The following is an 18,271-nucleotide window of genomic DNA, read 5'->3' on the forward strand; positions in this document are numbered from 1 at the left end:
CATGGGGTTTGTGAAGACGTTGGTGAAGGGTGCCGTCGTCGCCAAGCTGGCCCAGATCGCGCAGCGTGAGCTGAGCAAGCCGGAGAACCAGCGGAAGATCAAGGAAGCGTTCCAGAAGGTGCAGCAGCGGCGGGCGCACTAGACAGGCTTGTGGGCCTGGAGGGTGTAGGTGGCGGGGAGCCGGTTCGGGTTCTCCGTCAGGCGCCACTCTCCGGCCTTGTCCTCGGTCATCAGGCCGGGGAGGGCGTTCCAGGGCGCGCTGTCGTGCTCGGCGAGTGAGTCGAAGACCAGCCCTGCGCTCTGAAGCGCCGTGATGATCTCGGACAGTCCGTGGTTCCACTCGTGCGTGACTGTGGTGGTGAACTCGACGTCGGTCTCGACGTACGTCCCGCCCTCGTCCCACACGATGGGCTCCGTGGTCTCGAAGTAGGGCCACTTCAGCACGGCGTCTTCCGGCCCCGCGTCGAGCGCCCACAGCATCGGGTGGCCCTCGCGGATGAACAGCCGACCGCCCGGCTTCAGCAGCCCGGCCACCGTGCCGGCCCAGCGCTGGATGTCCGGCAGCCAGCCCAGCGCGCCGATCCCGGTGAAGACGAGGTCGTACGACGCCGCACCCAGCACCTCGACCGCGTCGTACACGTCGGCCACGTGGAAGTCGACCGGCAACCCGAGCCGGTCCGCCAGCGACTGCGCCTGCTCGATGGCCGGCTGGGAGAAGTCCAGCCCGCTCATCCGAGCGCCGAGCCGCGCCAGCGACACGGTGTCCGTGCCGATATGGCACTGCAGATGCACAGCCCGCAGCCCGGACACGTCCCCGAGCCGCGGCAGATCGAACCGCACCACCTCACTGATGTACGCCGGATCCGTCTCGAACTCCGCCACGTGATAGCTGGGCGACGCCACATGCGCAGGCACCCGCTCGTCCCAGTTCGCCCGATTCACATCCCGGTAGTCGGTCACGGGCCGTACTGTCGCACAACCCGGTCATGCGATCCCACGGATTTGTCGCGAGGTAGGTGAAAGTCCACCCCTAGGGGAGGGGGCAGGGTGAGTGTGTCCGGGGGCTGGGGTTGGTGTGCTGGAGCACATGAGCCAGGGACTCGATCGGACGCGGATCCAGGACATCGACGCGCTGCGTGGTTTCGCCCTGCTGGGCATCTTGATCGTCAACATCACCTTCGCCGCCTCGGGCTTCCCGATCCATCTGGCCGAGGATCCGGCGTACCAGTCGTGGCTGGATCAGACCGTGCACTGGGTGTCGGCGACGTTCGTGGACATGAAGTTCTACCTGTTGTTCTCGTTCCTGTTCGGGTACAGCTTCCAGTTGCAACTGGAGGCGGCGCAGAAGGCCGGCGCCGCGTTCAAGCCGCGGATGCTGCGGCGGCTCGGCGGCCTGTTCGTGATCGGGGCACTGCACGGGATCTTCCTGATCACCGGTGACATCCTCAGCGTGTACGCGCTGATCGGTGTGGTCCTGCTGGGGATGCGGCGAGTGTCGGACCGGACAGCGCTGATCGTCGCCGGTGCCATCTACGCCTACCTGTTCATCACGCTGGGTGCGGCGGCGCTGTTCATGGACACGTCGGCGATCCTCGACCCGACCACCGCTGTTGCCTCGGCACAGCAGACCGCGGCCAACCTGGCCGGCTCGTTCAGCGATGTCATCGGCGAACATGTCCGGGCCATGCCGACGTACGGCCTGTCGCTGCTGACCGTTCAAGGTCCGACGACTCTGGCCGCATTCCTGGTCGGCATGGTGCTCGGGCGCCGGCGGATGCTCGCGAACGTCACCGGCACCGAGGCAGTACTCCGGCTGATCCAACTGCTCGGCTTCACCATCGGCATCACCGGCGGGATCATCTACGCCTCCGCGGGCGGTAACGGAGACACAGGCGCGGTACTGACCAGCGTGCTGACCGCTCCGTTCCTCACCGCGGCGTACGTCGCAACGCTGCTCAGGGTCATGCACTCCGACCGTGGCCAGGACGTCCGCCGCCTGCTGGCGCCGGCCGGGCGGATGGCACTGTCCAACTACCTGGGTCAGTCGGTGGCGATGGTGCTGATCTTCACCGGCGTCGGACTGGCCCTGGTCGGGCAGGTGTCGGCGCTCGCGACGATGGCCATCGCGGTCGCGATCTTCGCCGTACAGGTCGTGCTGAGCCACCTTTGGCTGAACCGCTACGGCTACGGACCCGTGGAAGGCGTACTGCGGGCAATCACCAATGCCACCGCACCGACGTGGCGGCGCCGACTCAGCAGGGTTTGATCAGAGCAGGCGGGGTTTGATCAAACGGAACGGCCCGCCGGGGAAGCCCCCGGCGGGCCGTTCCGGCGTATCGGTCAGGCCGCGTGGCGGCCGTGGTGCGTGGTGAGACGGGCCCGGCGGATCGTGTGCACGGAGCCGGTGGTCGTCACGGGCTTGTGGTTGAAGGGTTCGGCCCTGCCGCCGAGGGCGAGCAGGTCGAGCTTGGTCCGGGCCACGTCGCGGTCGTCAGCGACCCAGGAGCCGTCCGGACCGGTGGACAGACCGGTCGAGTGGCGCCTGTTGCTGAACTCCAGAGCCGCGATCACGGCCAGCACGAGTACTACGAAAACGATGTATCCGGTCATGGCAGTAATCATGCTACCAACTAGATCCCGCCACCACTGGCACTATTGACATAGTTCCACAAATTACTGCCATACTGGCGCCATGCTGGAAAAGATCGCGGTCGTCCTGATGGAGGACGTGGCCATGTTCGAGTTCGGGGTGGTGTCGGAGGTGTTCGGCCTCGACCGGACCGATGACGGTGTGCCCGCGTTCGACTTCAAAGTGTGTTCGACCACGCCCGGCCAGCCGCTACGGAGCAGCAGTCACTCCGCGGTGATCGCGCCGTACGGGCTGGAGGAGCTCGAGGACGCCGACCTGGTCGCGCTGCCGGCGACGACCTGGCGGGAGGAGTACGACGAGCGCATTCTCGACGCGCTGCGGCGGGCCGAGGCCCGCGGGGCGATCCTGCTGACGGTCTGCTCGGGCGCGTTCGTGCTCGGCAAGGCGGGCCTGCTGGACGGGCGGCCGTGTACGACGCACTGGCGCTACGAGAAGAAGTTCCAGGAGCAGTTCCCGCTGGCGAAGCTGGACGCGGACGTGCTGTTCGTCGACGACGGCAACATCATCACCAGCGCCGGCACCGCGGCCGGGATCGACGCCTGCCTGCACCTGGTCCGCCGCGAGCTCGGCAGCGCGGTCGCGACCCGGATCGCCCGCCGGATGGTCGTCCCGCCCCAGCGCGACGGCGGCCAGCGCCAGTACGTCGACGTCCCGGTGCCGGAGTCGTCGAGCGAGAGCATGCAGCCGGTGCTCGACTGGATGGTCGACAACCTGACCATCGAGCACACCGTGCCCGCCCTGGCCCGGCGCGCCCAGATGTCCGAGCGCACCTTCGCCCGCCGCTTCGTCGCCGAGACCGGCACCACACCACTCAAGTGGGTCACCACCCAGCGCGTCCTTCGCGCCCGCACCCTGCTCGAGCAGACCCGGATGGGCATCGAGCAGATCGCCGCCGAATCAGGTTTCGGGACGGCAGCCTTGCTCCGCCACCACTTCCGTAGGGTGGTGGGCGTGCCGCCACAGGACTATCGCCGTACGTTCCAGACCGCCAGCTGATGCTCACGTATCGCGCCGCCGTCGCTGCCGATGCCGATGCCGTGATGGCCTTCTGGGCCGTCGCCGCTGAGGATTCTCATCGCCCGCCGGATTCATCCGAGGCCGTGTCGCGGCTGATCGCCCGTGACCCCGAGGCACTGATCCTTGCCGTGGACGACGGCACGGTCGTCGGCTCGATCATCGTCGGCTGGGACGGCTGGCGCTGCCACCTGTACCGCCTCGCGGTCGCCCCGACCCACCGCCGGCGGGGCATCGGACGCGAGCTTGTCGCGCGGGCCGAGGCCCGGTTCACGGCGTACGGCGGAACGCGGGCGGACGCGATGGTGCTCGACGACAACGCTCAGGCGCACGGCGTCTGGACGACCGCCGGGTATGCGCCGCAGCCGGAGTGGTCCCGCTGGGTCAAGCCACTCTTGAATACTTGACATCGGATACCCTCGGGCTAATACTCGATTTCGAGTAATCGAGGTCGAGGAGGGTCTGATGGCCAAGCGGAAGGTCGGGAATCCCCTGGCGTTCGCCGTGCTCGGGAGTCTGGGCGAGCGGCCGATGCACCCGTACGAGATCTCGACGATGCTCCGGGCCCGTGGCAAGGACCAGAGCATCAAGATGAACTACGGCTCGCTGTACTCGGTCGTCGCGGCGCTGGAGAAGAACGGCTTCATCGAGGCGCTGGAGACGATCCGGGACGGCAACCGGCCGGAGCGCACGGTGTACCAGATCACCGGCACCGGGCAGGCCGAGTTCGACGACTGGCTGACCGAACTGGTCGGCACGACCACCCGTGAGTTCCATCCCCTCGAGGCCGGCCTGGCATACCTGCCCGGCCTGCGCCCCGACCGCGCGGTCGAGTTGCTGGAGCAGCGCGCCAAATCGATCGACGCGGACATCGAAGCGACGACCGCAGTGCACGAGCAGATGGCGTCGACGGACTTCCCGCGCATCTTCTGGGTCGAGTCGGAGTTCCGGCTCGCGCTGCTCAAGGCCGAGTCGGAGTACGTGCACCAACTCGCCGAGGAGATCCGCGCCGACACACTGGGGGGGTCCGCCTTCTGGCGCAAGGCCTGGAAGCTCTTCGAGGAGAAGGGCATCACCCCGGCCGAGCAACTCAAGGACCCTGTCAAGTACTTCGGGACCGAGTTCGAGTGGATGCGGGCGATGCCACCAGAAGCCCGGTAACAGTACGAGACGGCCCTCGACCCACGGTGCGGCAACACCAGGGTCAAGGGCCGCAGTTCCTCGAGTCGGTCCGAAGACCTGGCACCCAAGGCGCAATCATCAGGATAGCCAGCAGCGGACCGGCTCCCATCACCCACAAGGGAGTCACCACATCATGGTTACGCACGCCCTCGACGCGGTCGACCTGGTCAAGACGTACCCGGCCGGCCGCAAGAAGCCTCCGCTGCGCGCACTGGACGGGCTGACGTTCAGCGTCCCGGAAGGCATCGTCCTCGGCCTCCTCGGCCCGAACGGCGCCGGCAAGTCCACCACCGTCAAGATCCTCACCACCTTGTCCCGGGCCGACTCCGGTACGGCGCGAGTCGCCGGGCACGACGTCGTCCGCGAGCAGGACCAGGTCCGGCACGCGATCGGATTTGTACCGCAGAAGTCCAGCTCGGACCCGATGGCCACCGGCGTCGAGAACCTCGTCCTCAGCGGCCGGATCTACGGCCTGTCCCGGGTGAACGCCGTACGCCGGGCCACCGAACTGCTCGAACGGTTCGGGCTGACCGAGTTCGGCGATCGTCAGGTCAAGACGTACTCCGGCGGCATGCAGCGCAAGCTGGACGTCGCGCTCGGGCTGGTGCACCGGCCGCAGGTGCTGTTCCTGGACGAGCCGACCACCGGCCTTGATCCGGAGGCCCGCGCCGATCTCTGGAACGAGGTCGGCCGGCTGTCCGGCGACGAAGGTCTGACCGTGCTGCTCACCACCCACTACCTCGAAGAAGCGGACCGGCTGGCCGGTCAGCTCGCCATCGTCGACCACGGCAAGATCGTTGCCGAGGGCACCCCGGAGGCGCTGAAGGCGGAGCTGCGCGGCGACTCGGTGCACGTCGAGCTGGTCGACCCGGACCTCGACGGCACCGTCCGCGCCCTGCTCAGCGGGCTCGCCGGTGTCGGCGAGATCGTTGTCGAGGGCAACGCACTGCGCGCCCGGGTCGATCGCGGGGCGACCGCGGTTCCCGCCGTACTGGGAGCCCTTGAGGACAAGGCGATTCCGGTCACCGCGGTGACCGTGTCCCGGCCGTCGCTCGACGACGTGTACCTGCAGTACACGGGACGCTCGTTCCGTGCGGTGGAAGAGGAGGCTGCGTGATGTCGACCGCAATTCCGGGATTCACCACGCACACGCGCTTCATCACCGGCCGCTGGCTGCGGGCGCAGTACCGGCAGCCTGCCCTGATCGCCTTCACGCTGGTCCAGCCGGCGATCTGGCTGCTGCTGTTCGGGCAGCTGTTCAAGGGTGTCGTGAACATCCCCGGCTTCAGCGATTCGTCGTACATCGCCTTCCTGACGCCCGGGATCGTGATGATGACCGCGCTGATGACCAGTGGCTGGAGCGGTACGACGTTCATCGCGGACATGGAGCGCGGTGTGATGGACCGGATGCTCGCCTCGCCGGTCAGCCGCGGCGGCCTGATGGCCGGTCAGCTGATCAGCAACGCGACCACGACGCTGATCCAGACCATTCTGGTGTTCGCGATCGGTATGGCGGCGGGCGCGCGGTACGACGGCGGCGCGGCCGGCTATCTGGTCACGATCGGGGTGTCGATGCTGGTCGGGATCGGGTTCGGCTCGCTGTCCAACGCGGTGGCGCTGCTGACCCGGCAGCAGGAGGCGCTGATCGGGATCTCGCAGTTCGTCTCGCTGCCGCTGACGTTCATGTCGTCGATCATGATCGACCCGTCGGTGGCGCCGCACTGGGTGAACGTCGCGGCGCGCTTCAACCCGGTGGACTGGGCCGCGATCGCCGCCCGTCAGGCGCTGGCGGCCGACCCGGACTGGTCATCGGTCCTGCGCCACTCCGGTTTGCTGCTGGCTTTCACCCTGTTCGTCGGCTGGCTGTCGACGCGCGCATTCCGCACCTACCAGCGCTCAGTGTGAGCATGATCGATGCATGAGAGCAGTCGTGGTCCACGGGCCGGGTGACGTGCGGGTCGAAGAACGGCCCGATCCGTCGCCCGGTCCGGGTGACGTGCTGGTGGCGATGGAGTGGGGCGGGGTGTGCGGGAGTGACATCTCGTACGCGCTGCACGGTGCGTCCGGGACCGCCGTACTGCGGCATCCGCTGGTACTCGGGCATGAGATCGCCGGGCGGGTCGCCGTACTGGGTGAGGGAGTGACGTCGTACGCCGTTGGTGATGCGGTGACTGTGCATCCGGCGACTCCGTCGGACGAGCCGCTGCCGGCGCGGTTGATGGGACGGACGAACTTGCACCGCGAGGTCCGGTATCTGGGGTCCGCCGCGTTCGACCCGCATGTCGACGGCGGCTTCTCGACGTACATGGTGTTGCGGGCCTCGCAGCTCCGGGCGCTTCCTTCGGGCGTCGGCACTCAGCTCGGCGCGCTGGCGGAGCCGCTGGCTGTCGCGTTGCACGCGGTCGGGCGGCTTGGGCCGTTGGACGAGCGTGAGGTGCTGGTCAACGGCGCCGGGTCCATCGGCTGCCTGGTGGTTGCGGCCGTCAAGGCGCGTGGCGCCGGACGGGTGGTCGCGGCCGATGTGAACGCGGCGGCGCTGGACCAGGCTCGGGCCTTGGGTGCCGACGAGGTGTTCGCCTCGACCGAGCTACCCGAGGACGTCGAGCTCGTCGTCGAGGCATCCGGCGTACCCGATGCCCTCGGTCCACTCCTGCACGCCACCGCCCGCGGTGGGACCGTCGTCCAGGTCGGCAATCTCCCGATCTCCCCGACTCCGGCCGTCCTGGCCGATCTCGTCACACGCGAGATCACCTGGACCGGTTCCTACCGCTTCGTCGACGAGATCACCGAGGCCGTCGAGTTGCTTGCCAAGGGCATCGACCTCTCGCCGCTCATCGCAGGTACGGTCGACCTGGACGACGCTCCCGCCGCGATCCCCGCGGCCGGCTCGACCGCGGGCAAGGTGCTACTTCGCCTCGGCTAGGGCTTCGGCGTACCAGGGTTTGATGACCTGGTCGATGATCGCGAGGCGTTCGTCGAACGGGAGGAACGCGGACTTCATCGCGTTGATGGCGAACCAGCGGAAGTCGGCCAGGCCGTAGTCGAAGGCCTCGGCGAGCAGGGTCAGTTCGCGGCCCATCGACGTACCGCTCATCAGGCGGTTGTCGGTGTTGACCGTGACCCGGAACCGGAGTTTGGCGAGCAGGCCGATCGGGTGGTCGGCGATCGACTCGGCCGCGCCGGTCTGCAGGTTCGAGCTCGGGCACATCTCGAGCGGGATCCGCCGGTCCCGCACGTACGCCGCCAGCAGTCCGAGCTCGGCCTTGTCGGTATCCGGGTCGTAGTTGATGTCGTCGATGATCCGGACGCCGTGGCCGAGCCGGTCGGCGCCGCACCACTGGATCGCCTGCCAGATCGACGGCAGGCCGAACGCCTCGCCGGCGTGGATGGTGAAGTGCGCGTTCTCCCGCTGCAGGTACTCGAACGCGTCCAGGTGGCGGGTGGGCGGGTAGCCGGCCTCGGCGCCGGCGATGTCGAACCCGACCACGCCGGCGTCCCGGTACGCGACCGCGAGCTCGGCGATCTCCATCGAACGGGCCTTGTGCCGCATCGCGGTCAGCAGCTGGCGCGCGACGATCGGCCGCTCCGCTGTCGCCATCCCGTGCTCGAACCCCTCGTGGACCGCGTCGACCACGTCCTCCAGCGAGAGCCCGCCGTTCAGGTGCTGCTCCGGTGCGTACCGCACCTCGGCGTACACCACGCCGTCCGCCGCCAGATCCTGCACGCACTCGCTCGCCACGCGCTTGATCGCTTCGGCGTTCTGCATCACCGCAACGGTGTGGTCGAACGTCTCCAGGTACCGCTCCAGCGACCCCGAGTCCGCCGACTCGACGAACCACTCCCCGAGCTCCCTGGCATCGGACCGTGGCAGGACATGCCCGATCTCCTGCGCCAGCTCCAGCACCGTCTCCGGCCGCAACCCACCATCGAGGTGGTCATGCAGAAGAACCTTCGGTGCCGCGCTCAACTGCTCGGGAGTAATCATGCCGCCATGGTGCCAGCACCGGGGGATCCGGCAAATGTCCAAGATTTCCGTCGGTGCACCGTGCCATGGTGAGGAAATGATCAGCCGCCTGCGTCGTCGGCCCGAATGGCAGTTCTTCGCGGTTCTGCCCAAGGCGGACCCGCTGCTGGCCGCGGTCTGGTGGCTGCTCCTGCTGGCCCGCGGCGCGCTGCCTGCGGTCTTCGCGATCGCCATGGGGTCGATGGTCGGTGCGGTCCAGCACGGGTCTGCCCTGGCTGCTCCGCTGACCTTCATGGGTACGACGTTCATCCTGCTCCAAGTGCTCACGCCCGTACATCAGGCCGTCAGCGCCAACCTCGGCAGCCGGGTCGCGGCCTGGCTCAACGACGCACTCGCGGAGGCCTGTGTGGGACCGCCGGGGATCGGCCACCTCGAGGACCCAGAGCTCGCCGAGGACCTGACCGTGGCGCGTGAGTTCGACCGCGGCCAGACCGGTCCACCGATGTACATGAACGTCGACTTCGCCGCGGGCGGCCTGGTCGAGCTCGCCGGCGGTGTCGCGTCCGCGGTGGTGCTGTTCGGGTTCAACTGGTGGGCGCCGTTGCTGCTCGTCGGTGCCTGGTCGGCAACGCACTGGCTGCTCCGGGAGAGTGGTGTCTGGCGGGACCGGAACACGACCGAGGTTCGATCGGCGCAGCGGCATGCCGACTACGCCTATCGACTGGCCGTCGAGCCGGACGCGGCGAAGGAGGTCCGGCTGTTCGGCCTGGCCGACTGGACCGTGCAGCGGTTCACCGATCGGCGCCGGCGGCTGTTCGAGTTGCAGCACGCCGCGACGCGGCTGCGGGAACGCCCGATGATCTGGTGTCTCCTCATCGTCACGGTGGCCAACGGCCTCGTCTTCTGGGCGCTCGGAGCGGCCGCGATCGACGGACGGCTGGACCTCGACCGGCTGGTGGTGTTCGCCCAGGTCGCGATCGGGGTCAGCATGATCGCGTTCGGTGGTCTGAACTGGGTCCTCGACGGAGCGGCGGCACCAGTGGTCGCCGTACAGCGACTGGAGCCCGCGATGGCACCGGCCGGTGCACTGACGCCCGCCCGGCGACCGGTCGCTGCTGCTGCGCCCGTCCGCGGGAGAGCGGTCGCGATCGAGATCCGTGACCTGAGTTTCCGGTATCCGCACGCCACCCAGCCGGTCTTCGACGGACTCGATCTGACCGTTCCGGCGGGCTCGTCGCTGGCCGTCGTCGGCCAGAACGGCGCCGGCAAAACCACACTGGCCAAGCTGCTGTGCCGGTTGTACGACCCGGACGCCGGATCGATCGAGGTCGACGGGGACGACCTGCGTGACCTCGACACCGACGGCTGGCGGACCCGCGTCACCGCCGTCTTCCAGGACTTTCTGCGGCTCGAGCTCCCGGTGCGGGACAACGTCGCACCGGCCGGTGCTCCGGAGGCGGACATCCTGGCCGCACTCGTGGACGCCGGTGCCGGCGACCTGGCCGGCCTCGACACCCGGCTGGCCACGGGGTACGGCGACGGCATCGACCTGTCCGGGGGTCAGTGGCAACGGATCGCGCTCGCGCGTGCGCTGTGCGCCGTTCGGCAGGGCGCCGGACTGGTGCTGCTCGACGAGCCGACCGCCCAACTGGATGTCCGCGGCGAGGCGGCGATCTTCGACCGCATTCTGACGGCGACCCGCGATGTCACCACGATCCTGATCTCGCACCGGTTCTCGACCGTCCGGCATGCCGACCGGATCTGTGTTCTCGAGACCGGCCGGGTCGTCGAGCTCGGCAGCCACGAGGAGCTGATGGACGTCGGTGGGCGGTACCGGACGATGTTCGACCTGCAGGCCCAGCGCTTCACCGCGGAGGTCGACGAACAGGGGATGAGCTATGACACGCTCTGATATCGACGACCTGCCCAAAGCCGTGCCGGCCATGTGGCGGCTGTGCCGACTGGGCTATCAGCACGAGCCGCGGCTCCTGGTCTTCGCGTTCGGGATGACTTTGCTGGCCGCACTGCCGGACGCGTTGCTCGCGTTGTGGCTCGCGGTGCTCGCTGAGGGTGTTCTGCAGGACGACCGGCGAGCCGTTCTGCTGGCCGTGAGCGGGCTCGCGCTGTCCGTCACGGCGACGTGGTTCCTGCGCACGCTGTCGGCCCGGGTCTCCCGCCGATTCCGGGACCGCGTCACGATCATGCTCGAGGCCCACGTGGCCCGGCTGCAGGCGTCCGTCGCCACCGTCGAGCACCACGAACACCGCGACTTCCTGGACCGCCTGTCGGTCCTGCGCAAGCAGGTGTTCGTGCTCGACCACATGTACATGTCGCTGTTCTCGACCTGCGGCTGGATCCTCCGGCTCGGGGTGACCGTCGCTCTGCTGATGTCGATCCATCCGGCGCTCGTGCTCCTCTTGGTGTTCGCGCTGCCCACCGTCCTCAGCTCGAGCTGGCGGCCGGGCGTCGAGCGCGCGGTCGAGGAGCAGTACGCCGCCAACAGCCGCCTGGCCGAGCATCTGTTCAAGACCGCGACCACACCCGCTCCGGGCAAGGAGGTCCGCGTGCTCGGCATCGGTCGCGACCTAGTGGTGAACCGTCGTCGCGAGTGGGAGCGGTGGTACGCCCCGATGGCCGCGGCCCGCTGGACCAGCGCCGCCTGGCATGCCGCCGCCTGGGCTGTCTTCGGCGCTGCCTATGTCGGCGCCGTCCTGTTCGTCGCGTCCGGACTGAACGGCTCGGTGGGTCAGGTGTTGCTGATCCTCGCGGCCGGGGCGCGGTTGTCGTCGTACATCGGTGCGACCGTCGGCGAGATCGGCTTCCTGCGCGGAATCTGGCTGGACGGATCCCGGCGACTGGTCTGGCTGGAGAACTACGCGGCCTCGTTCGACACCACCGCGGATCTGCCGGCGCCCGACCAGCTCACCGATGGCATCCGGCTGGAGCATGTCTCGTTCTCTTACGCCGGATCCGAACGACCTGCTCTGGATGGCGTCGAGCTACGACTGCCGGCGGGCAAGGTGATCGCCGTCGTCGGCGAGAACGGCGCCGGCAAATCCACCTTGGTGAAGCTGATCTGCAAGATGTACGAGCCGACCGATGGACGAGTTCTGGTGGACGGGCAGCCACTGGACCGGATGCCGGCCGAGGCGTGGCGGCTGAAGATCGCCGGCGCCTTCCAGGACTTCTTCCGGTTCGAGTTCCGGGCCGACCACAGCGTCGGGCTCGGGGATCTGCCGAGGCTGGACGACGAAGCGGCCGTCGCCTCTGCCGTCGGACGGGCCGGTGCCGAGGATGTCGTGGAGCGGCTCGAGGCTGGGCTGAACACGCAGCTCGGCTCGACCTGGCCGGGTGGAGCGGAGATCAGCTTCGGGCAGTGGCAGAAGCTGGCGCTGGCTCGTGGCTTCATGCGGGACCGGCCGTTGCTGCTGGTGCTCGACGAACCGACCGCCGCGCTGGATGCCGAGACCGAACACGCCCTGTTCGAGCGGTACGCGGCGGCGGCCAGGAACAGCACGGACGGACGGATCACGATCCTTGTCTCACACCGCTTCTCGACGGTGCGGATGGCCGATCTGATCGTGGTCCTGGACGGTGCCCGGTTGGTCGAGACGGGAACACACGACGAACTCATGGCCCGCAACGGCCACTACGCCGAGCTCTACCGAATCCAGGCCGCCGCCTACCACTGATGCCACTCAGACGGAGTGGATCTTGAAGACGGGGACGCCGGGGGCGATGTGCAGGAGGGTTTCCTCGGGGGAGTTCTTGGTGACGTCGCCGCTGAAGAAGGTGCCGACCTCCCAGGCCCACTTCTTCAGGTAGAGGCGGAGGACGGGGAGCTTGTCGGCATTGGGGACCTCCTCGGCGCGGAAGGTCTCGATCTTGCGGCCCAGTTGGAGCCGGCCCTCGTTGCTGGCGCGGAGGTTCTTCACCCACTGGGTGTGGCCGCGGGGCGCGACCAGGTAGCGCTGACCGTCGAGGACCAGGAGGTTGACGGGGGTGCTCCGCCAGTCGCCGGTCTTGCGTCCGCGGACAGATAGGACCCGGCTGCCCATCAGGCTGATCCCGAGCTTGGTGAAGCGGGCGACGATCCGGTTGAAGATCCGCATGCTGCCGTCGGCAGCGGTGATCACGCGGTTGGCGTCGTAGGTCTGCTTGTACTCCGGCATCGTGGTGCCCTTCTCCGTTTGCGAGAGCGGTGCTCTCTGTTGTGATCAGTGAACACCGGAGCAGCGCTCCTTGTCAAGAGCACTGCTCTCGATTTTATGGCACACTGCCTCTATGAACGCCGGACGCACCGCACGCGAGAGAGCCCGCGCCGAGCTCACCGAGGAGATCAAGGCGGCCGCCCGCCGGCAGCTCGCGACCGAGGGAGCCGAGTCGCTGTCGCTGCGCGCGATCTCGCGCGAGCTCGGCATGGTGTCGTCCGCCCTCTACCGGTATTTCCCGAGCCGCGACGACCTACTCACCGCTCTGATCATCGACGCGTACGACGCTCTCGGTATGGCGGCCGAGTCGGCCGCAGCGAAGGACTACGAGCACCCGCTCCAGGCATGGCTCGCGGTGTGCGCCGCCCTGCGTGAGTGGGCACGCACCAACCCACACGAGTACGCCCTGATCTACGGCTCACCGATCAGCGGCTACCAAGCACCGCAGGCGACGGTCGAGCCCGCCGCCCGGACGCCGATCGTCCTGCTGCGCATCGTGAGCCAGGCCCACGCGGAGGGCTGGCTCAAGCTTCTCGATGACGCGCCGGAGCCCACCGGCAAGCTGCCCGAACAGCTCGACGTGATTGCCGAGATCGCTCCCGGCGTACCGCACCGGATCCTGCTGCGGGTGGTGATCGCGTGGACCCAACTGTTCGGGATGATCAGCTTCGAGTTGTTCGGTCAGCTGGTCGGGACGATGGATCCAGCCGACGACTTCTACGATGCGGCCACCCGGCAGATGGCCAAGTTCATCGGCCTCAGCTGAAAGCCTTGGGTAGCGGCAGTTTCACAGCCTCCGCGACCCGGCGTACATAGGCCTCCCGAGGGATCGAGACCGCGCCGAGCGTGGCCAAATGGTCCGTCACCCACTGGATGTCGAGAACGCGGTCGGCGGCGTACTCGTCGTCCAGCAGCTCGACCAGCCCGGCCACCGCAGCCTTCGACCCGTCGGTCTTGTGGTGGAACATCGACTCCCCGGCGAACAGCCCGCCGATCGCGACGCCGTACAGGCCGCCCGCGAGCTCGTCGCCGTCCCAGGCCTCGACCGAGTGCACCCAGCCGAGCCGGTGCAGTTCGGTGTACGACGCGATGATGTCCCGGTCGATCCACGAGCCGGGCCGGCGCGGATCGGCGCAAGCCCGGATGACCTGGTCGAACGCGGTGTTCACCCGGATCTCGAACTTGCTCCGCGCCCGCCGTACCGTCCGCGACGGCCTGTACCCGGCCACCTCGATCACACCCCGATCGACCGGCGACCACCACAGCACCGAACCCCGGTGGTCCGGCATCGGGAACAACCCCGCCCGGTACGCCGCCAGTACCGTCCCCGGAGCCAGATCCGCGCCACCCGCGACCACGTCACTCGCCCCAGCGACCGCCACCGGCGGAAACTCCCAGACAGACCCAGCAGGCTCGACAGGCACCCCTCCATCCTGGACCACGCCACATCGACCCGCCCCGCCCACCCAGCGGTGACCGGCCACACACCCAGCGCAGGCGGGGGCGCGGCCACCTAGGGGACACCAAGGGTTTCTCCCGAGTGGCGGCGATCCGGGAGCCACGTAGAGTTGAAGCACGCCCCGACTCCGTCGCGGGGAGGGCCGGAAGGAGCACCGTGGCCGGAGTAGCCAAGTTCGTCGCCAGCAGTCTCGCGCCCGCCGCGCAGCGGTTCGCACCCCAGGCCGCGGCGGGTGTCCTGCGCCAGATTCTCGAGGTCGCGATCGACGGCTACCAGCGGTTCCCCGGCGCGGAGCAGGTCGCCGAGGCCAAGCTGGCGAGGGTCGAGAACGATCCGCAGCTCGCGATCGACGCGGTGATCGACCAGCACATCCGGCTGGCCGGCGTCCAGGGCTTCGTCACCAGCATCGGCGGCCTCGTCACGTTCCCGGTCGCCCTGCCTGCGAACATGACCGGCATCGCGATCGTCCAGGCCCGCATGGTGGCCGCGATCGCCCACATCCGCGGCTACGACCTGGACGACCCGCGCGTTCGCACCGCGGTCATCACCTGCATGCTCGGCGAGGACGGCGTCACCGACCGGCTGAAGAAGTCGAGCCTGCCGACGTCGCCGCTCGGAATCGCGACCGCACCCGTGTTCGACCCCGAGCTGGACCGCCTGGTGTCCGGTGAGGTCGTCGCGGAGCTGATCGCCCGGATCAGCGGCAAGCGGATGGCGCTCACCGTCACCCGCCGGATCCCGCTGCTCGGTGGCGCGGTCGGTGCCACCGTCGACGGCTTTGCGACGTACCGGATCGGTCAGTACGCCGACAAGAGTCTGATCCGGCGCATCCGCCGGCCGATCGAGCCCTGACGAGCGTGGTCGCGCCGTTCTGGGGGCCGACGCTCGACTGTCCGGACCCGCTGGAGCTGGGCGAGTTCTACCAGCGCGTTGCGGGTGGTGAGCTGGCCGTCGTTCACGAGGCCTTCGTGGAGCTGAGGTTCGAGACGTACAGCCTCGGCTTCCAGCGCGACCTGAACCACCGGGCGCCGACCTGGCCGGATCCGCGCGTGCCGCAGCAGTGCCACCTCGACTTCATGGCGGCGGACCTGGACGCGGGACAGGCCCGCGTCATCGAGGCGGGCGCGATCCCGAGCGCGCTCCAGCCGGAGCCGTCGGTGTTCCGGGTCTTCCTCGACCCGGCCGGACACCCGTTCTGCCTGACCACCTGGCGTACGCCGAGCGGTCCGCCCAAGTCCCGCTGACCGTCAGACCGCGGCCGACTCCACCGACCGTCGGGTCATCGGGAGCCGGCTGCGCGTCTCCTCGTCGGCCGGTGTCTCGACGAACAACACCAGGTCTGGATGCGCGGGCACGGCCAGCTCGGTGACGGTGAAATGCAGCTCACCGGCCACCGGATGCAGGATGTGGCGCGGACGCGGACTGCACGCGGCGACCTCGTGCCGGGACCAGAGCTGAGCGAACTCCGGACTCAGCTTCTGCAGCCGCTCCAGGTCCGTCTCCCAGTCGGGGTCGCCGACATGTTCGCCGTACGCGGAGCGCAGCCGGCCGACCAGATACGGAACCTCGGTGTCGTAGTTGAGCAGCTGCTGCCGGGCGGTCGGCTCGGTGACGACGCACCAGAGCAGGTTCTTGTGGATGCAGGGCAGGGCATGCCAGTCGTGGAACAGATCGAGGTACGCCGCGTTGGTCCGGACGATGTCGAACCGGGTGTTCGTGATCACCGCGGGCAACGGGTCGAGCGCGGCGAGGATCTCGGCGAACACCTGCTCGTCCGCGCACAGGCTCGTACTCGGCGGGCGCGCCGGAGTCGCCTCGGCCAGGCGATACAGGTGTTCGCGCTCGATCGAGCTCAGTCGGAGCGTCCCGGCGACCGCATCGAGGACCTGTCCGCTGGCATTGATCGGCCGGCCCTGCTCGAGCCAGGTGTACCAAGTCACGCCGACCCCGGCGAGCTGGGCGAGCTCCTCGCGGCGCAGTCCGGGCGTACGACGCCGCCCGCCGGCGGGCAGGCCGACGTCCTCGGGGGACACCCGGGCGCGGCGCGCCTTCAGGAAGTCCCCCAGCTCGGTCCGGCGATCAGTCACCCGACCATCCTGACCGCACCCACCGACAATTTCCCACCGGATTATCCGGCGAGCGCCTGCACCACCCGGCTCGGCGACGGCTTGCCCAGCTGCCCGGCCATCCAGACGCTGGTGGCGACCAGCTTCTCCAGGTCGACACCGGTCTCGATGCCGAGGCCGTCGAGCTGCCAGAGCAGGTCCTCGGTGGCCAAGTTGCCGGTCGCGCTCTCGGCGTACGGGCAACCACCAAGGCCACCGGCGGAGCTGTCGACTGTGGTGACGCCGGCACGGAGCGCGGTCAACGTGTTGGCGAGAGCCTGCCCGTAGGTGTCGTGGAAGTGCACAGCCAACTCGTCGACGCCCACTCCGGCCGCATCGAACGCCGCGATCAGCGCGGTCACCTGGCCCGGCGTCGCCACCCCGATCGTGTCGCCCAGAGACAGCTCGTGGCACCCGAGCTCGACCAGCCGCGCACCGACCTTCACGACCTGATCGATCGGTACGTCGCCCTCCCACGGGTCGCCGTAACACATCGACACGTAGCCACGGACCGTCAGCCCTTCGGCCAACGCGCGCTGGATCGTCGGGGTGAACATCGCGAACTGGTCGTCCAGCGTGGAGTTCAGGTTCTTCGCGGCGAAGGTCTCAGTAGCGCTCGCGAAGATCGCGATCTCCCGCACGTCCGCGGCCAGAGCCCGGTCGAGACCACGCTCGTTCGGGACCAGCACCGGCGCCCGGACCACTTCCGGCAGGTCCAGCCGCTCGAGCAGTTCCGCGGCGTCGGCGAGCTGCGGCACCCACTTCGGGTGCACGAAGCTGGTCGTCTCGATGGTCGTCAGCCCGGCGTCCACGAGCCGCTGGATGAACTCGGCCTTGACCGCCACGTCGACGATCGCTGACTCGTTCTGCAGTCCGTCGCGGGGACCGACCTCGTAGATCGTGACCCGGCCGGGCAGTCCGTCGGCCCGCTCCACCTGCGGCTTCCGCATGTTCTTGCCCTCCGTACCGCCGACAATGGTCGTGATGAACACTCTTGCTGACATTCTGCGTGGCGTCGAACGCGGCGCGTTCCCGCCCCCGGACCTCGGCATCACCGTCGTGCCCCCGCCGTCGGACCGAGCGTCCTGCCTGCTCGCGTTCACCGCACACATCGTCATCGCCGCCGATGTCGACGCCGCCTGGGTCGCGGAGCGACTGCCACCGGGCGACCTGTGCGCACCGACGAACCCGCCGTTCCTGTCGGCTCTCGAGGGGGCGACCGGCCGCCACGTGGCCTCCCTCGACGCGATGCTGCTCGCGCCGGCAATCACCGACCCGGCAGAGCGCGCGGCAGCGACCGCCGGGCTCAGTGAAGTGACCGACCACCAGCACTCCCGGGTCGAGAACGCCCTGCACACCCGCGACGACGTCCGTGTGTATCTCGACGAGTACGGCGGTTTCGTGCTGACCGGGCGTGGACTCGCGGACCGCATCGAGTGTGCGATCGAAGTACCGGAGGACGCCCGCGGCAAGGGACACGGGCGCCGGCTGGCGCGGGCCGCGCGGGCCTTGATTCCTGCGAATGCACAGGTTTGGGCGCAGGTCACACCGGGCAATGCCGCGTCGATGCGCACGTTCTTCGCGGCCGGATACCGGCCTGTAGGTTCCGAAGCCCTGCTGGTCAAGTGACCACCGGGTGAACATCCGGTGGTCGGACCGTTGCTCGGGGCACCTAATCCACACCTG

Annotated in this window: 21 protein-coding genes; 14 read left to right on the top strand and 7 right to left on the bottom strand. The window is 68.7% G+C overall.

Annotated elements, in window-relative coordinates:
- Position 1: 1 nt before the first annotated feature.
- A complete protein-coding gene (locus tag E0H75_RS42890; RefSeq protein WP_165553432.1) occupies positions 2 to 142 on the top strand; it encodes a hypothetical protein in 141 nt (46 codons plus the stop codon).
- On the opposite strand, the gene E0H75_RS03515 is transcribed toward E0H75_RS42890, so the two are convergent.
- A complete protein-coding gene (locus E0H75_RS03515; RefSeq protein ID WP_131511562.1) occupies positions 139 to 960 on the bottom strand; it encodes a class I SAM-dependent methyltransferase in 822 nt (273 codons plus the stop codon). The two genes, E0H75_RS42890 and E0H75_RS03515, sit on opposite strands and share 4 nt — an antisense overlap.
- Positions 961 to 1,087: 127 nt before the next feature.
- On the opposite strand from E0H75_RS03515, the gene E0H75_RS03520 reads away from it, so the two are divergent.
- Positions 1,088 to 2,266, top strand: a complete 1,179-nt coding sequence (locus tag E0H75_RS03520) for a DUF418 domain-containing protein (RefSeq protein WP_131511563.1) — start codon at positions 1,088 to 1,090, stop codon at positions 2,264 to 2,266.
- Positions 2,267 to 2,340: 74 nt separating this feature from the next.
- Here the strand turns inward: E0H75_RS03520 and E0H75_RS03525 are convergent, their stop codons facing one another.
- A complete protein-coding gene (locus E0H75_RS03525; RefSeq protein ID WP_238162796.1) occupies positions 2,341 to 2,610 on the bottom strand; it encodes a hypothetical protein in 270 nt (89 codons plus the stop codon).
- Positions 2,611 to 2,692: 82 nt separating this feature from the next.
- On the opposite strand from E0H75_RS03525, the gene E0H75_RS03530 reads away from it, so the two are divergent.
- The 6 genes from E0H75_RS03530 (at position 2,693) to E0H75_RS03555 (ending at position 7,769) form a co-directional block, all read left to right on the top strand.
- Positions 2,693 to 3,646: a GlxA family transcriptional regulator gene (locus E0H75_RS03530; RefSeq protein WP_131511565.1), complete on the top strand. Its 954-nt coding sequence runs from the start codon at positions 2,693 to 2,695 to the stop codon at positions 3,644 to 3,646.
- Positions 3,646 to 4,071, top strand: a complete 426-nt coding sequence (locus E0H75_RS03535; protein ID WP_131511566.1) for a GNAT family N-acetyltransferase — start codon at positions 3,646 to 3,648, stop codon at positions 4,069 to 4,071. The genes E0H75_RS03530 and E0H75_RS03535 overlap by 1 nt, the downstream gene beginning before the upstream one ends.
- A 58-nt stretch (positions 4,072 to 4,129) precedes the next feature.
- The gene (locus E0H75_RS03540; RefSeq protein ID WP_131511567.1) at positions 4,130 to 4,825 is read left to right on the top strand and encodes a PadR family transcriptional regulator; all 696 of its coding nucleotides are present in this window, start codon (positions 4,130 to 4,132) and stop codon (positions 4,823 to 4,825) included.
- Positions 4,826 to 4,979: 154 nt separating this feature from the next.
- Positions 4,980 to 5,963 carry an ATP-binding cassette domain-containing protein gene (locus E0H75_RS03545; RefSeq protein ID WP_131511568.1) on the top strand — a complete coding sequence of 328 codons (984 nt, stop codon included), beginning with the start codon at positions 4,980 to 4,982 and terminating at the stop codon, positions 5,961 to 5,963.
- Positions 5,963 to 6,751, top strand: a complete 789-nt coding sequence (locus tag E0H75_RS03550; protein ID WP_131511569.1) for an ABC transporter permease — start codon at positions 5,963 to 5,965, stop codon at positions 6,749 to 6,751. Before E0H75_RS03545 ends, E0H75_RS03550 begins: the two co-directional genes overlap by 1 nt.
- Before the next feature lie 13 nt (positions 6,752 to 6,764).
- Positions 6,765 to 7,769, top strand: a complete 1,005-nt coding sequence (locus E0H75_RS03555; RefSeq protein WP_131511570.1) for an L-idonate 5-dehydrogenase — start codon at positions 6,765 to 6,767, stop codon at positions 7,767 to 7,769.
- On the opposite strand, the gene E0H75_RS03560 is transcribed toward E0H75_RS03555, so the two are convergent.
- Positions 7,752 to 8,831: an adenosine deaminase gene (locus E0H75_RS03560; protein ID WP_131511571.1), complete on the bottom strand. Its 1,080-nt coding sequence runs from the start codon at positions 8,829 to 8,831 to the stop codon at positions 7,752 to 7,754. The two genes, E0H75_RS03555 and E0H75_RS03560, sit on opposite strands and share 18 nt — an antisense overlap.
- Before the next feature lie 76 nt (positions 8,832 to 8,907).
- Between E0H75_RS03560 and E0H75_RS03565 the strand changes: the two genes are divergently transcribed.
- Positions 8,908 to 10,722 carry an ABC transporter ATP-binding protein gene (locus E0H75_RS03565; RefSeq protein WP_131511572.1) on the top strand — a complete coding sequence of 605 codons (1,815 nt, stop codon included), beginning with the start codon at positions 8,908 to 8,910 and terminating at the stop codon, positions 10,720 to 10,722.
- Positions 10,709 to 12,502: an ABC transporter ATP-binding protein gene (locus E0H75_RS03570; protein WP_131511573.1), complete on the top strand. Its 1,794-nt coding sequence runs from the start codon at positions 10,709 to 10,711 to the stop codon at positions 12,500 to 12,502. Before E0H75_RS03565 ends, E0H75_RS03570 begins: the two co-directional genes overlap by 14 nt.
- Before the next feature lie 6 nt (positions 12,503 to 12,508).
- On the opposite strand, the gene E0H75_RS03575 is transcribed toward E0H75_RS03570, so the two are convergent.
- Positions 12,509 to 12,982 (bottom strand): nitroreductase family deazaflavin-dependent oxidoreductase, encoded by a 474-nt coding sequence (locus E0H75_RS03575; protein WP_202872813.1) that lies wholly within the window; start codon positions 12,980 to 12,982, stop codon positions 12,509 to 12,511.
- Between the two features lie 112 nt (positions 12,983 to 13,094).
- Here E0H75_RS03575 and E0H75_RS03580 point away from each other — a divergent pair, with 112 nt between their 5' ends.
- Entirely contained in the window at positions 13,095 to 13,787 is a 693-nt protein-coding gene (locus E0H75_RS03580; RefSeq protein ID WP_131511574.1) for a TetR/AcrR family transcriptional regulator, read from the top strand.
- Here the strand turns inward: E0H75_RS03580 and aat are convergent.
- On the bottom strand, positions 13,780 to 14,403 hold the full coding sequence (gene aat / locus E0H75_RS03585) for a leucyl/phenylalanyl-tRNA--protein transferase (RefSeq protein ID WP_238162797.1): 624 nt from the start codon (positions 14,401 to 14,403) through the stop codon (positions 13,780 to 13,782). The genes E0H75_RS03580 and aat overlap by 8 nt on opposite strands.
- 233 nt (positions 14,404 to 14,636) lie before the next feature.
- Here aat and E0H75_RS03590 point away from each other — a divergent pair, with 233 nt between their 5' ends.
- Complete coding sequence (locus E0H75_RS03590; RefSeq protein ID WP_131511576.1) at positions 14,637 to 15,332, top strand: EcsC family protein; 696 nt, start codon at positions 14,637 to 14,639, stop codon at positions 15,330 to 15,332.
- A gap of 5 nt (positions 15,333 to 15,337) precedes the next feature.
- A complete protein-coding gene (locus tag E0H75_RS03595; RefSeq protein ID WP_131511577.1) occupies positions 15,338 to 15,724 on the top strand; it encodes a VOC family protein in 387 nt (128 codons plus the stop codon).
- A gap of 3 nt (positions 15,725 to 15,727) precedes the next feature.
- On the opposite strand, the gene E0H75_RS03600 is transcribed toward E0H75_RS03595, so the two are convergent.
- A complete protein-coding gene (locus tag E0H75_RS03600; protein WP_131511578.1) occupies positions 15,728 to 16,567 on the bottom strand; it encodes a helix-turn-helix transcriptional regulator in 840 nt (279 codons plus the stop codon).
- 41 nt (positions 16,568 to 16,608) lie between these two features.
- On the bottom strand, positions 16,609 to 17,577 hold the full coding sequence (locus E0H75_RS03605; RefSeq protein ID WP_238162799.1) for a hydroxymethylglutaryl-CoA lyase: 969 nt from the start codon (positions 17,575 to 17,577) through the stop codon (positions 16,609 to 16,611).
- Here E0H75_RS03605 and E0H75_RS03610 point away from each other — a divergent pair.
- Positions 17,570 to 18,214, top strand: coding sequence for a GNAT family N-acetyltransferase (locus E0H75_RS03610; RefSeq protein WP_131511579.1), 645 nt, complete (start codon positions 17,570 to 17,572; stop codon positions 18,212 to 18,214). The two genes, E0H75_RS03605 and E0H75_RS03610, sit on opposite strands and share 8 nt — an antisense overlap.
- Positions 18,215 to 18,271 lie beyond the last annotated feature (57 nt).

It is taken from the genome of Kribbella capetownensis (genome assembly GCF_004331485.1).
Classification (GTDB): Bacteria; Actinomycetota; Actinomycetes; order Propionibacteriales; family Kribbellaceae; genus Kribbella; species Kribbella capetownensis.